At 35.7% G+C, this 15,935-nt stretch carries 13 protein-coding genes; 6 read left to right on the top strand and 7 right to left on the bottom strand.

Annotation, left to right across the window (positions count from 1 at the left end; translation table 11 throughout):
• The first annotated feature begins 145 nt into the window (after positions 1-145).
• The 4 genes from ileS to H5968_RS00765 all read left to right on the top strand — a co-directional run bounded on the left by ileS (position 146) and on the right by H5968_RS00765 (position 5,107).
• Positions 146-3,028: an isoleucine--tRNA ligase gene (gene ileS / locus H5968_RS00780; protein WP_187038405.1), complete on the top strand. Its 2,883-nt coding sequence runs from the start codon at positions 146-148 to the stop codon at positions 3,026-3,028.
• A gap of 153 nt (positions 3,029-3,181) precedes the next feature.
• The gene (locus H5968_RS00775) at positions 3,182-3,769 is read left to right on the top strand and encodes a Uma2 family endonuclease (RefSeq protein ID WP_096568095.1); all 588 of its coding nucleotides are present in this window, start codon (positions 3,182-3,184) and stop codon (positions 3,767-3,769) included.
• Between the two features lie 63 nt (positions 3,770-3,832).
• Positions 3,833-4,438 carry a Uma2 family endonuclease gene (locus tag H5968_RS00770; RefSeq protein WP_187038404.1) on the top strand — a complete coding sequence of 202 codons (606 nt, stop codon included), beginning with the start codon at positions 3,833-3,835 and terminating at the stop codon, positions 4,436-4,438.
• A gap of 63 nt (positions 4,439-4,501) precedes the next feature.
• On the top strand, positions 4,502-5,107 hold the full coding sequence (locus H5968_RS00765; protein WP_096568093.1) for a Uma2 family endonuclease: 606 nt from the start codon (positions 4,502-4,504) through the stop codon (positions 5,105-5,107).
• Between the two features lie 25 nt (positions 5,108-5,132).
• Here H5968_RS00765 and H5968_RS00760 read toward each other — a convergent pair whose 3' ends face one another.
• The 6 genes from H5968_RS00760 to H5968_RS00735 all read right to left on the bottom strand — a co-directional run bounded on the left by H5968_RS00760 (position 5,133) and on the right by H5968_RS00735 (position 12,696).
• Positions 5,133-5,543 carry a type II toxin-antitoxin system HigA family antitoxin gene (locus H5968_RS00760; RefSeq protein ID WP_187038403.1) on the bottom strand — a complete coding sequence of 137 codons (411 nt, stop codon included), beginning with the start codon at positions 5,541-5,543 and terminating at the stop codon, positions 5,133-5,135.
• Positions 5,531-5,818, bottom strand: a complete 288-nt coding sequence (locus tag H5968_RS00755) for a type II toxin-antitoxin system HigB family toxin (protein ID WP_187038402.1) — start codon at positions 5,816-5,818, stop codon at positions 5,531-5,533. The genes H5968_RS00760 and H5968_RS00755 overlap by 13 nt, the downstream gene beginning before the upstream one ends.
• Before the next feature lie 95 nt (positions 5,819-5,913).
• Complete coding sequence (locus H5968_RS00750; protein WP_187038401.1) at positions 5,914-6,798, bottom strand: ParA family protein; 885 nt, start codon at positions 6,796-6,798, stop codon at positions 5,914-5,916.
• A gap of 160 nt (positions 6,799-6,958) precedes the next feature.
• Entirely contained in the window at positions 6,959-9,616 is a 2,658-nt protein-coding gene (locus tag H5968_RS00745; RefSeq protein ID WP_187038400.1) for a DNA translocase FtsK, read from the bottom strand.
• 15 nt (positions 9,617-9,631) lie between these two features.
• The gene (locus H5968_RS00740; RefSeq protein ID WP_187038399.1) at positions 9,632-11,737 is read right to left on the bottom strand and encodes an AAA family ATPase; all 2,106 of its coding nucleotides are present in this window, start codon (positions 11,735-11,737) and stop codon (positions 9,632-9,634) included.
• Positions 11,738-11,838: 101 nt separating this feature from the next.
• A complete protein-coding gene (locus tag H5968_RS00735; RefSeq protein WP_187038398.1) occupies positions 11,839-12,696 on the bottom strand; it encodes a transcription factor RcaD in 858 nt (285 codons plus the stop codon).
• A 165-nt stretch (positions 12,697-12,861) separates the two neighbouring features.
• Between H5968_RS00735 and H5968_RS00730 the strand changes: the two genes are divergently transcribed.
• Both H5968_RS00730 and H5968_RS00725 read left to right on the top strand, forming a co-directional pair.
• Positions 12,862-13,101: a hypothetical protein gene (locus tag H5968_RS00730; RefSeq protein ID WP_187038397.1), complete on the top strand. Its 240-nt coding sequence runs from the start codon at positions 12,862-12,864 to the stop codon at positions 13,099-13,101.
• Positions 13,102-13,447: 346 nt separating this feature from the next.
• Positions 13,448-14,617: a helix-turn-helix domain-containing protein gene (locus tag H5968_RS00725; protein ID WP_187038396.1), complete on the top strand. Its 1,170-nt coding sequence runs from the start codon at positions 13,448-13,450 to the stop codon at positions 14,615-14,617.
• An 824-nt stretch (positions 14,618-15,441) separates the two neighbouring features.
• Here H5968_RS00725 and H5968_RS00720 read toward each other — a convergent pair.
• Positions 15,442-15,822 (bottom strand): hypothetical protein, encoded by a 381-nt coding sequence (locus tag H5968_RS00720; protein WP_187038395.1) that lies wholly within the window; start codon positions 15,820-15,822, stop codon positions 15,442-15,444.
• Between the last annotated feature and the right edge of the window lie 113 nt (positions 15,823-15,935).

Raw genomic sequence — 15,935 nt, 5'->3', positions numbered from 1 at the left:
AAACCCAACATGATTCCAAAATACCCATAACTGCTGTTGGGTTTCGTACCTCAACCCAACCTACGACTAAAGGGGAAATCTTGGTTTTCATGCCTATCTCTTATAATTGATCAAATAACTGCAAACATATCTTAGGCATGAAACTGTGACTGAACCCGGACAATACAAAGATACCGTTAACCTCCCCAAGACTAACTTTGATATGCGGGCAAACGCAATCAAGCGCGAACCCGAAATCCAAAAATTCTGGGAAGAAAACAACATTTATTCTCGCCTCTCCCAAGAAAACCCAGGCGAAGTATTTATACTGCACGACGGACCGCCCTATGCTAACGGTCAGTTGCATATTGGTCATGCTTTAAATAAGATTCTCAAAGATATTATTAACCGTTACCACCTCCTGCAAGGTCGTAAAATTCGTTACGTCGCTGGCTGGGATTGTCACGGATTGCCGATTGAGTTAAAAGTTCTGCAAAACATGAAATCAGCAGAACGACAAAATCTTACACCTTTACAATTGCGCCAAAAAGCGAAAGGGTTCGCCCTTAAAACCGTAGATGAACAAAGAGAAAGCTTTAAACGCTATGGGGTGTGGGGTGATTGGGATAATCCTTATCTGACCTTAAAACCAGAATACGAAGCCGCGCAAATTGGCGTTTTTGGGGCAATGTACTTAAAAGGATATATCTATCGTGGTTTAAAGCCTGTACACTGGAGTCCTAGCTCTAAAACCGCTTTAGCAGAAGCTGAGTTAGAATATCCTGAAGGTCACGTTTCTCGGAGTATTTACGCCGCTTTCCCGGTGGTGAAGGTGTCCGAAAAGCTAAAATCTGTTTTAGAGCCGTTCTTGCCTGATTTGGGCGTAGCTGTGTGGACAACTACTCCCTGGACGATACCGGGTAATTTGGCGGTGGCTGTGAATGGGGCGTTGAATTATGCGGTTGTTGAGGTGGCACGCAGAGACGCAGAGGCGCAGAGAGGATGCAAGTATCTGATCGTGGCGGCGGAGTTGGTAGAAAGGTTGACTGCAACTTTGGATGTTGAGTTGACTGTGAAGGCGACTTTTGCGGGTCAGGATTTGGAACACTGCACTTATCGTCATCCGCTTTTTGACCGTGAAAGTCCGGTGGTGGTTGGTGGTGATTATATCACTACTGATTCTGGTACTGGTTTGGTGCATACTGCCCCTGGTCATGGTCAAGAAGATTACATTGTGGGTCAGCGTTATGGTCTGCCGATTCTTGCACCGGTGGATGATAATGGTAATTTCACGGATGAGGCTGGTAAGTTTGCTGGCTTGAATGTGTTGGGTGATGGTAATCAAGCAATTATTGACGCGCTGACAGAAGCGGGTTCTTTGTTGAAAGAGGAAGCATACTCTCATAAATATCCTTATGATTGGAGAACCAAGAAACCGACGATTTTCCGCGCTACTGAACAATGGTTTGCTTCTGTGGCAGGATTTAGGGAAGATGCTTTAAAGGCGATCGCATCTGTGCGTTGGATTCCCGCACAAGGTGAGAATAGAATTACACCGATGGTTGCAGAACGTTCTGACTGGTGTATCTCTCGTCAGCGTTCCTGGGGTGTTCCCATTCCTGTGTTCTATGATGAGGAAACTGGGGAAGCGTTGCTGAATGCAGATACCATTAACCACATCCAAGCTATCATTGCAGAGAAGGGTTCTGATGCTTGGTGGGAGTTGTCTGTTGAGGAGTTGTTACCCGAACCTTACCGCAGTAATGGGCGCAAGTACCGCCGGGGTACAGATACGATGGATGTGTGGTTTGATTCTGGTTCGTCTTGGGCGGCTGTGGCGAAGCAAAGACCAGAATTAGGTTATCCGGTGGATATGTATTTGGAAGGTTCTGATCAACATCGGGGATGGTTTCAATCTTCGCTGTTAACCAGTGTTGCGGTAAATGGAATTGCACCTTATAAAACAGTTTTAACTCATGGTTTTGTGTTAGATGAACAAGGCCGGAAAATGAGTAAATCTGTGGGTAATGTGGTTGATCCACAAATCATTATTAATGGGGGAAAGGATCAGAAAAAAGAACCCGCTTATGGTGCAGATGTTTTGCGGTTGTGGGTGTCTTCAGTTGATTATTCTGGTGATGTGCGTTTGGGTGGTAACATCATTAAACAATTAGCTGATGTGAGAAATAAAATCCGCAATACTGCACGGTTTTTGTTGGGTAGTTTGCATGATTTTGATCCTCAAAAAGATGCGGTTGATTTTGAAGAATTACCTGATTTGGATCGGTATATGTTGCACCGTATCCGTGAGGTATTTAATGAGGTGACAACTGCTTTTGATAACTTCCAATTTTTCCGCTTTTTCCAAACTGTACAGAATTTCTGTGTTGTGGATTTGTCTAATTTTTATTTAGACATTGCGAAGGATAGATTATATATCAGTGCTGCTGATAGTTTCCGTCGTCGCAGTTGTCAAACAGTTTTGCAAATTGCATTGGAAAATTTAGCCAGAGCGATCGCACCTGTTTTGTGTCATACTGCGGAAGATATCTGGCAATTTATCCCCTATCAAACTCCTTATAAATCAGTGTTTGAAGCTGGTTGGATTCAGGTTAAGGATGAATGGGACAATGGAGAATTAGCAGAATTTTGGGATACGCTGCGTACACTCCGCACCGATGTTAATAAGGTGATGGAACAAGCACGGATAGAAAAAATGATTGGTTCATCTTTGGAAGCAAAGGTGTTATTACATATCCCTCACAAACAGTTATGTGAAGCTATCGAAGGGTTCAATACTGAAAAGGGTAATGGTGTGGATGAGTTGCGATATTTATTATTAGCATCTCAGGTGGAAATAGTAGATGATCCTGCCAAAATTGCTGATGTTAAATATACAGCAACCACAGAAGATTGGACTATTGGGGTAGTAAATGCAGATGGTGAGAAATGCGATCGCTGTTGGAATTATTCTACTCATGTAGGAGAATCCGAAGCACATCCTTTACTTTGTGAACGCTGTGTTCCTGCATTAGCTGGTGAATTTTAGTATCATATAATGTAGGTGGTTAAGATCCCCGACTTCTTTTTTAATCTTGTAAACAAATGATAAATTCACATCAGAAGTCGGGGATCTGCATCCTCATTTTTCACAAGATTATCAACTGGATCAATCAAAACCTAACATATTGAGGTAAACATCATGAACACTACTATAACAACTTTACCTCCTAGACTAACATTAAACCTCAATTTAACAGATGATCAATTTTTAGAACTTTGTCGCAATAACCGAGATTTAAGATTTGAGCGCACAGCATCAGGGGAATTAATAATTATGCCACCAACAGGTAGCGATACAGGAAATTGTAATTTTGATATTGTTGTAGAATTAGGAATTTGGAATAAAAAAACCAAATTAGGTAAAGGTTTTGATTCTTCCACGGGTTTTAAATTACCTAATGGAAAAGATGTTTCTCCTGATGTTGCTTGGGTAAAAAAAGAACGATGGGAAAGTTTAACACCTGAACAACAAGAAAAATTTGCTCCCATTGCACCTGACTTTGTAATTGAACTACGTTCACCAAATGATAGTTTAAAAAAATTACAAGAAAAGATGGTAGAATATCTAGAAAATGGTGTAAGATTAGCTTGGTTAATTGATAGAAAACAACAGAAAGTATATATTTATCGTCCTAGTCAACCTGTGGAAGAATTAGATCATCCCCAAACATTAAATGGAGAGGATATTTTACCAGGATTTATTTTAGATTTAACAGAGATTTGGTAATCAATTAATGATTAATCAATCAACGGATCTACATCTTCATTTTCCACATCCAAAAACAAAACTATGAACACACAAACACCCACAGGTACAGACATCTTACCAATGGTGATAAAAATGCAGCCAGATATCATCATGACTGATGATCAATTTTTCGATTTCTGTCAATTAAACCGTGATTTTAGAATTGAACGTAACCAATTTGGAGATTTATTAATTATGTCACCTACCGGTTCAGAAACAGATGAACGCAATTTTAATTTAACTGGTCAATTATGGACATGGACAAAACAAGATGGTACAGGTGTAGGTTTTGGTTCTAGTGGTGGTTTTACCTTACCTAATGGTGCTGTGCGTTCTCCTGATGCAGCATGGATAAAAAAGGAAAGATGGGAAGCAATACCCACAGAACAAAGAAAGAAATTTGCGCCAATTTGTCCTGATTTTGTAGTAGAGTTGCGTTCTGAAACAGATAGCTTGAAAACACTACAAGAAAAAATGGAAGAATATATAGAAAATGGTGTGAAATTAGCTTGGTTGATTGATAGAAAACAACAGAAAGTATATATTTATCGTCCTAGTCAACCTGTGGAAGAATTAGATCATCCTCAAACATTAAATGGTGAAGATATTTTACCAGGATTTGTTTTAGATTTAAGAGAAATTTGGTAATCAATTAATGATTAATCAATCAACGGATCTACATCTTCATTTTCTACATCCAAAAACAAAACTATGAATACACAAACACCCACAGTTACAGAAATCTTACCAATGGTGATAAAAATGCAGCCAGATATCATCATGACTGATGATCAATTTTTCGATTTCTGTCAATTAAACCGTGATTTTAGAATTGAACGTAACCAATTTGGAGATTTATTGATTATGTCACCTACCGGATCAGAAACAGATGAACGTAATTTTAATTTAATTGTGCAATTAGGTATTTGGACAAAAAAAGATGGTACAGGAGTAGGTTTTGGTTCTAGTGGTGGTTTTACCTTACCTAATGGTGCTGTGCGTTCTCCTGATGCAGCATGGATAAAAAAGGAAAGATGGGAAGCAATACCCACAGAACAAAGAAAGAAATTTGCGCCAATTTGTCCTGATTTTGTAGTAGAGTTGCGTTCTGAAACAGATAGCTTGAAAACACTACAAGAAAAAATGGAAGAATATATAGAAAATGGTGTGAAATTAGCTTGGTTAATTGACAGGAAACAACAGAAAGTATATATTTATCGTCCTAGTCAACCTGTGGAAGAATTAGATCATCCTCAAACATTAAATGGTGAAGATATTTTACCAGGATTTGTTTTAGATTTAAGAGAAATTTGGTAAAAAATAAGTACCAATAAATTAGAGTTTAACTGATAAATACTTGAATGGGAACATGAAAACGTTGTGCTAACTGTTGAATTTGATTAAAAGTTAATGCTTGTTCTTTATTCAAAATAGCCTTTATTGTTTCTGCTGTACCAATTTCAGGTAAATCTGATAAACTCAATTTGTGTTCTTCAATTAAATAAGCTAATATATCATTTCCATGACAATTAGGAATAGCATAATGTTCTTTTTCATAAGCCTCAATTACTGTTCCTAACGTATCCAGTAAATTATAAAGAGGATGCTGTTCGTTAGTACCGATTTCATCAAGTAAATTATTTAATCTTTCGATAGCTTGATCATATTCTTCTTCATTACGAATTGTAAGCAAAGGAGCAATAGCAGTCCAATGGATATTAATATCAGGGGGCAATGTAGTTAATTTTTCCATAGATTTTTGTCGTATTCTGAATGAGTTAATATCTTGCGAATATACACTTTTTGGCGATTAAAATGAATTGAAGTAATTAAACGATATTTATTACCACCAATATTAAATACAATTAAATCACCTACCATATCAGCACTAGGAAAAACAGAGCGCAATTCATCAAAAGTTTCAAAATTAGCCCCATTCATAAGTTTAAACCAGCGAGTCAATGCACTTTCACTATCAGGATACTGTTCACAAAATTGACGAAAAGCTTTACGAGAAATAATGTGCATGAAATTTCAGAATATATTATAGCAAATTTAATCATAATGTGAGCATACCAAGATCCCCGACTTTTTTAATCAATCGAGGATCTATTATATAGCCTTTACAACTTCCGCAATAATTCCTCAGTCAACTGCATAAATGACTTCGCACCAGCAGAACCCGGACTCATTAACGTTACCGGCATAAAACTATCAACAGCTTTCGCTACATTGACATCAACGGGAATTTGTGCCTGACAAATAGTTTCTACACCAAAATCTTCCACAACTCGGTGCATTACTTGTTTATAATATCTGCCAGTCAATAAATTAGTATTGCACATACTAAAGACAATTCCCAACATTTTGATATTGATTTTTGCTTCATGTTCATGACTGTCTTTCAACTTAGCAATGCGTCTTTCTAATAATTGAATACCCACCACAGATAAAGGTTCTGGTTTAGCAGGTAAAAGATAAAAATCACTAGTTGCTAAAGCACTACGAGTCATGAGATTATAACCAGGAGCGCAGTCTAAAAGAATAAAATCATATTCATCCCGAACTGGTTTTAAAATGTCTCTAATTAAGACTCTTTCAAAACGATTCCAAATAGTTTCAAAATCTTGTTCACCCAAGGCTAATGCTTGATTATGCAGCATTTCTGAAACGACAAATTCATCATATAAGTCGATATCTCCTGGCAATAAATCCAATCCCGGCAGCTTACATAATTCACCTTGAATGATATCCTGAATCTTGTATTCAGCATTGGGATATGGGTTAATAACTTCATCTATCAAATATCTAAAAGTCTTTCTTTGTTTGCGACGTTTAGCAAACTCCATCGGTGACATTAAACTGAGGGTAGCACTAATTTGACTATCTAAATCGAGAACCAATACCTTTTTTCCGTGATTTTTTGCTAAACAAGTGGCTAAATTAACAGTAACCGTAGTTTTACCCACTCCACCTTTCATGTTTGCAGTTGCAATTACATATCCCATTTTTATTTCCTCTGCTGACGCATTCCCATTAATGTAGCGTACATATTATCTAATAGATTTTAACTTTGGTTAATTTAGTCTTTTGGTAGATGCGAAAATTTGCTTTGGGCTATCTTTTCTCCTTTATGCGGTTATACCCCGAAAAAAGTTAAGGACTTTTTTAAGGTAGTTTCATATTTTTTACTAATAAACTTTGTAAACGATGTAACTGAGAACCAACTTGATAAAGTAAATCACCTTTACCTAACAGATATGCTGCTGCTGTTTGTGTTCCACCAAGAACAATTTTAGAATCCGCTTCGCTAGAGGTTCTTAAAGCAATTCTTCCCGGTAAATTTGAGCGAATAATAGGGGTGACTATCCCCGCTTCTGGACGTTGGGTAGCAATAATTAAATGTATTCCTGCTGCTCTTGCCATTGCACCTAAACGTTTGATACTTTGTTCTAATGCAGTACGAATTTCTTTTTCTGCCATAAAATCGGCATATTCATCAAAAATACATACTATCCGGGGTAAAGGTGGGGAAGATTTGTGATTATAATCTGTTAAATCTTTACACTTAGCTTTTTCAAATTTTTGATAGCGAGATTCCATTTCTATCAATAATTCTTCCATTAATTCTATAGCGCGATCGCTATCTTTAACAACTGGTGAATATAACCAGGGAATTTGTTCAAATTCGGGAAATGTCACTCTTTTCGGATCAACTAAGGCAATTTTCAGATGTTGGGGAGAATGACGATACAATAAACTGAGAAGTAGGGATCTTAAAAATTCACTTTTACCGCTTCCTGTTGTTCCTCCTACTAAAAAATGGCAAGTATTCGGATCAGATAAATCAGCTTCTAATAAGCTACCATCAATACCTATTCCCACAGCAATTTTTACAGGTGTATTTGCTGGTAAAAACTGTTTTTGAATATAATCTTCAAATTTAGCAATTTGTCTATCTTTGCGTGGTAAATCAACACTGACATAACCAGCTTGGGGCGCAATTAAAGGAGGATATTCTAACCCTAATTGTACTTGTAAATCAGCAGATAATTTTAAAATTGACGGCACTTTTACCCCTAAATGGGGTTTAATTTTCACCCGAATAAATGCCGGACTCACATCAGCACCATAATAATCTACATTAACTTTAAAAGATGCCAAAGTTGTAACTAAACATTCCCCAATTTCATCAGCATTAATAGTTGTTGAATTCTCCTCCTTTTCTAAGGGGAGTTGGGGGGGATCTGATTCTACATTTGTAACTAAACATTCCCCAATTTCATCAGCATTAATAGTTGACCTAGTTGTTAACCGATCACATAACTCTATCATCATCTCTATACATTGTATTAAATTAGACATTGGATTTTTAGTATTAAAAAATGTCTGACACTTTTGTTGTTGAGGACAAATTTCACACAAATGAGGTTGAGTTGTCGCAGGTGGTGGGTTGGGGTTGGGAGATTCCCATTTTAACCATTCCTGCATTTGTAATAGTTTGTAGGGAATTAATTGATGAATTGTATTTTCTAATTGTTCCCAGGAATATTGGTAATCTTTAAATTCAGGTAAAACACAATAAACCGCAGAATCTACCGCCGCTTTTTTCTTGTGAAATAACATATAACTATACAGAGAAACCTGTGCTAACTGTGCTGCTGGATCTACAGGGTGATAGGTTTTAAACTCTATCATACACAGGCGTTTAACTTCAAAATTAAAAACTAAACAATCAAATTCACCTCTAACTAATTGTTGTGTACCATCAGGTAAATTAAAATAATATTCTAAAGTTCTTTCTTCCTGAATAAAAGTATTTTTAATTACTGTCTCAGCACTACAATAACGCCGATTGATAATTAATAACTCTGTGAGTTTTTTAATCAGTCCTTGTATTCCTTGCCAAATTTGTAATAAAGCGGGTGCTTTACTGTCATCTTGACTGATAATATTTTGTAAATAAGGGAAGAATTGATTTGTATAAAATATTTGTTGAATTTCCGATGATATTTGTTCTAAATTTAATCTACTTACATCGGCAATTAATAAAGATTTAATTTGGGGATTAATCAAAAGTAATTGTATCAAATCATCGGCTAATTTATGAAAAACATTACCAATACCGGAAATGGAATTTTTAGGAAAAAATATTGCTTTATGATCAAAATGATGATTGAGATAAAATAAACGCGGACATTCAAACGCTACTCTAACTTTAGTCGGTGTTAAAGATGAATTTTCAGATTTATTATTGACCATATTAAAAATCTCATTAATAGCTTCAGGTTGATATATTTGTAGTAAGCGACGATGGACAGCAGCTAAATAGACTGTATCCATTGCTGCATAGTTTAGCTGTTTTTGAGTGAGAGGACGTTTTCCCCAGTCACTTGTTCCTTCTTCTACATCTACATCAGAAAAGTGACAAAGTTCTACAGCTAAGGTTTTGAGTTTTAAATTACTTACTTGTAGTTTTTCGCGGGTAATTTTTCTAGATAATTGGTATGTACAAATAATATTTTGGGCTAGTTTTCCCCCTAAATATTTAACATCAAATCCAGAGTTATGAAAAACCTTAGCAATTTCTGATTTTACCATGATTTGATTGATAAAATAATGGATTAAATCAGGTTTATCTAAAACATCTAAAATTAAAGCAGACTCACCAGTTAAGTCTGTGGTATCAGCCAATACTTGAATTAATGATAATCTGGGGTAGGGAGTATTCCAATCAGCAATTTCTGTATCTATCCATAGAGTTTTATGTCGGGATATTTGGGAAATTTGCTGATATATTTCCGCATCTTTGGTTAGGTAGTGCATTGGCTGATATATAGATTATAGTTGAGGATTCCAAGAAATTAATTGGTCTTGTAATTTAGATTTTGGGTTCATAATTTTAGCTTTCTTTTCCTGACATGATAGGTCAATTAACATTTTAATTTCACTTTCTTGAACATCAGAAAATTGACTAGCTGTTTGGGAAATTAACGTATTTACTCCCATAAATCCTTGAGTTTTGATGAGATTTAAGATAAAATCTTTTACAGGTCTGTAATCTCTTCTAACTTTACCATTTGTATCTTTTTCTGTTCCAGCAACAAGACCTAAATCATGTAACAAAGTACATTTGTTATGCAAGATTTGAGATTCACGCATTAAAGATTCTAGTCCTTGTAAATTAATCGTTTTCCCACCAATGACTAATTCTTGAGATTTGGCAGAATTGACAAAACTTTGGTATGTTGCTAAATAATGAACTGCTGTTAGACTTGGTTTGATGTGTTGGTGATGAGTGTGAGTAAAAAGTTCTCTATAAAGTTGATTTCCTGCAAGATTTGGTTTTCCTACATTTCCAGCACGGACTAAATAAAGAGTTTTACAGCTATTGTTATGAATTACATTTTTGCAAGCATTCATAACATGAAAAAAAGTAGTCATGTTTGAATCTTCTGTCCAGACTATTCCTACTCTTTCTTGTTTTTGAGACTGCTGATAACTCAATGAATAAGTAGCATATTTTCCAGTTAAAAGTTTGGGTTTAATTCCCTGTAGTTGTAAAGCTGATAAAGCTTGTTGTAACATCTGAACCAAATCAGATGATGATAACAGAGATAATTTTGTAATTTTACCCTGAATTTTATTATATTCTTTTTGCCATAGTAATTCAAATTCTGCTTGAGTTGTTTCTGGATCACTTACAGATAAAGAAATAGTAATTATAGGATCAGAAGTGATTTTTTGTTGGGGTATGGTAACTTTTGTTTGTGCTACAGGTTCAGGTTTGATATGACCACTGATGATATCAATTTTATATTTTTGATATTCGTCACGTCCCAGAGTTAATGTATTTCTTGGCTTGGTTCTACCACCGGGGTAATTTGTTTCTAAAATTTGCCGAGTGAGAGGAAAAAGAGAGGATTCTGGTTGAGGATATGCTAATTGATGTAATGGTTTGAGATGATAAGCCCAAAGTGCTTCCGCTTGTTCTATAGTAATGTCTTTTAGCTGAATTGTTTTATATATTCCGGCTTTGTCCGCTGGGAGTACACGATCCCAATGGCGTTTTAAAGTATTTGTAATCACACTAATAATGACTAAGAAATTTTTTAAATTTTCTCCATGAATAGTTGTGTTAACATTAAAAAAAGGTTGGATATCCAGAAAACCTTCTGGCGATTGAGGCATAGTATCTAAATTATCAAAACATAAGACTATTGGTTGGGTTTGTGTGGAAATTCTGCCAAAATTAGCTAAAATATTTTTGGCTGCATCTTCTGTATCAATACAGTGTTTAACCTTTATTTCTTTCATGGATTCTTCACTTAAATCATCTCCTCGCAACCATTCACAAGCTATATCATATAATTCGGGATTTGCTAAATCGTGCAGCACACCAAAAAAGATATCTGGGTTATAGATACCTGCTGTTTGATAGGTCTTCTTGAGATGTTTAATAAATTTTTGGCGATCACTTTGTAATGCTTCCCAAAAATTATCATTAAATATTCTTTTTTTGATATCACTTTTTGTAAAGGCTGATAAACTTTTCAGCCATAACATTAATTGTGATTCTTTCTCACCTTCAGGAACTTGAATTAAACTATCTACTGTATGGCGTAAAATATGCCGCCAAATATTACTACTATCAGCCCAGTTACAAAGAATATAAGCGAAAAAAGCTTTAGGGTTAAGAGTGCGTTTGAGACGACCTAATAAATAACTTTTACCTGCACCAGACTCACCAACTAATAAAACTGTACGACTACGATGATCTTTACCTACTATATTTAGTAAATATTCTATCTCTGTGATTGCTTCTTTATGAATTGAATCAACCATTAATGTTACATCCTGTTGATCCGCCCAAAAATTAGTAGGCTTTAAATTGATAACATCAAAAGGGTTGACTTCACGTTTGATAATATCGTTAATGTTTGTCATTGCTAAATCTAAAAATCGGTGTGAGGAGGAATTAAGGAAAAAAGCAAATAATCAGAAAATAATCAGAAAATAATCAAACTATGTGGATGAATTGATAACTGTTAGTTGACGATGATAAAAAACAATTGACCACCAATATTTTGAGGGATACCCGCATCAATTTGTTCTGGGGTATAAGCACTAACTTCTTGTAAAGAACTCAAATCAATTAGATCATTTCTTTGCAACCTATACAAAGCTTGATCTAATTCATCCCTTGATAAAGGTGGTTGTAACTTTTCTCGCAGATGAAAAATAGGTAAATAATTCTCTGTTCCCAGTTCATAATCTAATTTTTTAATAGTCTCTAAAACCTGTTCATCACTAGGTTTACTGATAGTTTCTATTTCTGATTTTTCACTGCTAGATACTACAGAAGCAACTGGTTCTGACTGGCGTAAATTTTTCCGCAAAAACCGGATATAATTACCCAATAAGTCTAAACTAATAACAGGATTATTACCTTCATTGGGGATAAATTCATCCTGCAAAAATTCCATACCCCTTGGAGTTAGCCACACTTCAGCTTTGAGTCTTTTCATCTTGATTTCTATTTCAATCAAACCCCTTCCAGTTAATACGTTTAATATCGTCTCTCGTTCATCTGATTTCAAACCAGAAACTTTAATTTCACTGGGGGCGATTTTTTTAGAACTTTTACCGATCTTTTCCAATACTTTCAGTTCTTTATCACTGATGGGTAATTGACTGGAATCTAATTTTAACAAAGCCTGTCCAGCATCCTTGATTTTTACTGTGGCAATCTCTTGGGAATAGTCTACTAGTTCTAGTGCTTTCAAATCTCTGCAAATTTTGTTTTTATCTTTTTTAAAAGCATCAAAAACACTGGAACTTAACCCAGCGCGGTAGTTGGGACATCCTAAAAGTTTTAATACAAATTTTAACTGGTTAGTATCCATGTGCTTAATATTGCTGGCTGCGAAATATGACTAATCTAGGTTAAACAGAGAAAAATTGACACACTTTTATTATGTTAATCCTAATGTGTACCATTTTTCACTAAACTGAGTAATACAAATAACTTAATAAAGCTGTTGTTTTCATTCAAAAAAGAGTTAACACCAATGAGTAATTATATTCACTGTCCTCATAATAGCGTCAAACCTGTATCCAACGGAGAACAAATAGCAGATTCCAACTTATGTGATTTTTGTTGGTATGAATACTGCTTTTGTTGGTCAGAATATTGCATGAGTGAATGGTATGAGATACAAACCCAGCATGATCAGCAAAATGGTAACAAAGCTCACAAAAAATCAGGCGATCGCCAATCTCAGTATCCCACAAATTCGCCCAATCTATAGACAAATATAGTTATCAGTGGACGACTTACGCAACTGGCACATTGGTAGGGTACGTCAGATATCAACAATCTGGTTATTCGCATCAATTAAGCATTATAATGCAAACTACAAGTAAACATAGAAAAGCTAAAAAATAAACAGTTTTAATATATTTAACTCATTATTATATATATATATATATATATGAATAATAAAACGTTAAAAACAATTACCAAATGATTAATTAAAACTTAAAATATAATAAGTTTTCATTTTTTAACATATTAAAAAGGCTATAAAAAAACTTTCCCAAATTTACAGTAATGGGACTTTTCACTCAATATCCATATAAAGGCGGGAATTAAAAGTGAACATACAACTATTTATGCAACGAGCAGAAGCATTACACCAGCATTTAGCAGATTTATACCAAACTGCTACCGTATTACCCTGGATTCCCTCTGATCTACTACCCCAAGCATTTAAAGAACTACATAGCACCTCAAAAATGTTGCAATTAGCAGTTGAGGAACTTTACCAGCAAAATGAAGAACTCACGCAAAATTCCACCTTGCTGGAAATACAACGCCAACATTACCAAGAATTATTTGAATTTGCACCAGCAGCTTATTTAGTAACTGATGAGCAAGGTATCATCAAAGAAGCCAACCGAGTAGCAGCACAATTACTAAACATTGACGAAAATTTTCTAGTTGGAAAACCAATAATAAATTTCATTTCACAAGAACAACACTCCTACTTTTTCAGTACAATTAATCAGATATCTCAATCTGAGCAAATCCGAGAAATCTTATTACGATTAAAGCCACGTCATGATGATTCATTTGATGCCTCTTGGAAAGTCAAATCTGTTGCCAATCAGCATGAGCAACATACGAAATTACACTGGTTAATAAATAAAAGTGTTGCCTCTGATCCAGTAGAATCAACAGATGTTAAAAATTTCACCGACCTAATTGAAAATCGTCCTATACATAAACATTCCAAAGGAGAAATTATTACCCTCATTCCTTTATTAATTTGGTTTGTTCGTCATGGTTTAGTTAAACTCAGTGCATTTAGTGAAACAGGTGCAGAAATAATCACAGGGTTAGCAAAACCAGGCATGATTTTTGGCTCTAGTATGACATCTTTACCCATTTACGAAGCCACAGCCATTGCAGATGTCGAAGTAGTACCAATTTACCTTTCAGAAATTGCAGCTACACCCAACCTCAATAAAATCCTATTACCTAAAATTCAACAGCGATTACAACAAACACAATCTTTTTTATTTATTGCTGGTCAGCGAAAAGTACCAGAAAGATTACAGCATTTATTACAACTTTTAAAACAGCAAATTGGAGAACCAGTACCTGAAGGAACACGCCTCTGTTTTCGCCTCACTCATGAAGATATTGCCAATATCTGTGGTACTACCAGAGTCACAATTACGCGCTTACTGAGTCAGTTCCAACAACAAGGTAAAATTCAATTTGATCATAAAAAACATATCATCATAATTCATAATTCATAATTCATAATTCGCAATTACAATTTATGTAGGCTTGAACCTATTAAATACTGATTACGAATTACGAATTAGTAAAAATTTCCTCAATTTGAACTTGCTGCACAGCTAGTAAAGAATTGTGCCAACATTATGATCATGAGCGAGGCAAGAGGCAGGAGGTAAATAGGGTTTGCTGAATAAACCTAAAACCTTGATATATCAAAGGTTAGAGGCTGATAAACACAGAAATTAGTGCAAGGGTTTTGAAGGGTATACCGGAAAAAGTGTGCATTTTTTGGGATTTCAAGAGATGGCAAAGAAATTTTCAAATCTCCTCCTGACTCCTGACTCCTGACTCCTGACTCCTATGCCCTCACGGAAAGACTTTCTCAGCAACCCCTAAATATTTCTCCCCAACTCCCCCTACCATGAGGAAAATAGGAAAAGGGGCGTTCCTCAACGCCCCATCTATGCAATCAAAATCCTCATTTCCACCGTCAGCCAAACAATTCAAGGTTTTGGCAATTTGGCAGACAAAATTTTTTAGTTACCGTTTTAATAGAAATATCAACAAAAAGAACAGGATAGTTAAAAATAGTTCCAAGGGAAGGATGGCAGCCAACCCTTAGAACTTACAGCCACTCGCCAGTTGTTGATGAAGCACTGCACAACACCGCTATATGTTGTAGCAGTCCCTGAACCTTGTAGTCGCTTCACTACAACTGGCTAAATATCTCACAGGAAACATATAACTCTTTTATCAGTTTTATCAGTTCATCCATTGTTTGGTTGAGCATTTTTTGATTTGGCATGAGCCGTCTAAAAAAACATTGGTTAGTCATTAGCTCTTAGTCGCGCAGCATTTGGGAAATGATTTTGTCAGCTTGCAATCTCTGATAAGTCAAGCGGAGCAAACTAGCAGTATCGAACAAACCACAAACATAGCAGGCAAAACCCAAAGCATCCAACAGCATCAAGCTACTAACGCCTTCTTTGGCCAGGGATAATACAAACCCAGTCACCCCTGGCGCACTTGTATCTAGTGGCATTGTCGACAACAGGAAACGTATACAATCGGCTGAGACAATCGTGCCTTCTAATTCTTTGCTATCCGTCGCTAGACGAATAATACCAACCAAAATTTGATTTGGTGTCATTCCTTCTTCCATGAGAAGGACAAATAAAGATGCCAGACTATCTGGAGTGTGTTTATCGAGTTTGATATTCATCGTGCTTACATATTTACGTGTAACAATAAACTCAAAATTTTTTGTAGATCCGGAAAATTTAAGCCAATTTTTTTACTTTCTAGATGTGAAATAATCGTTACCGAGCCAACCGT

The organism is Sphaerospermopsis sp. LEGE 00249 (assembly GCF_014299995.1).
GTDB classification, from domain to species: domain Bacteria; phylum Cyanobacteriota; class Cyanobacteriia; order Cyanobacteriales; family Nostocaceae; genus Sphaerospermopsis; species Sphaerospermopsis kisseleviana.
Note: the sequence above shows the minus strand (reverse complement) of the source record. Positions and strands in the feature narration are given on the sequence as shown.

Bases quoted from the DNA above. Each gene is read 5' to 3' on its own strand.
- H5968_RS00735 (WP_187038398.1), bottom strand. From the start codon at position 12,696: ATGGATACTAACCAGTTAAAATTTGTATTAAAACTTTTAGGATGTCCC.
- H5968_RS00745 (WP_187038400.1), bottom strand. From the start codon at position 9,616: ATGCACTACCTAACCAAAGATGCGGAAATATATCAGCAAATTTCCCAA.
- H5968_RS00730 (WP_187038397.1), top strand. From the start codon at position 12,862: ATGAGTAATTATATTCACTGTCCTCATAATAGCGTCAAACCTGTATCC.
- H5968_RS00755 (WP_187038402.1), bottom strand. From the start codon at position 5,818: ATGCACATTATTTCTCGTAAAGCTTTTCGTCAATTTTGTGAACAGTAT.
- H5968_RS00775 (WP_096568095.1), top strand. From the start codon at position 3,182: ATGAACACTACTATAACAACTTTACCTCCTAGACTAACATTAAACCTC.
- H5968_RS00760 (WP_187038403.1), bottom strand. From the start codon at position 5,543: ATGGAAAAATTAACTACATTGCCCCCTGATATTAATATCCATTGGACT.
- H5968_RS00720 (WP_187038395.1), bottom strand. From the start codon at position 15,822: ATGAATATCAAACTCGATAAACACACTCCAGATAGTCTGGCATCTTTA.
- H5968_RS00740 (WP_187038399.1), bottom strand. From the start codon at position 11,737: ATGACAAACATTAACGATATTATCAAACGTGAAGTCAACCCTTTTGAT.
- H5968_RS00770 (WP_187038404.1), top strand. From the start codon at position 3,833: ATGAACACACAAACACCCACAGGTACAGACATCTTACCAATGGTGATA.
- H5968_RS00765 (WP_096568093.1), top strand. From the start codon at position 4,502: ATGAATACACAAACACCCACAGTTACAGAAATCTTACCAATGGTGATA.
- H5968_RS00750 (WP_187038401.1), bottom strand. From the start codon at position 6,798: ATGGGATATGTAATTGCAACTGCAAACATGAAAGGTGGAGTGGGTAAA.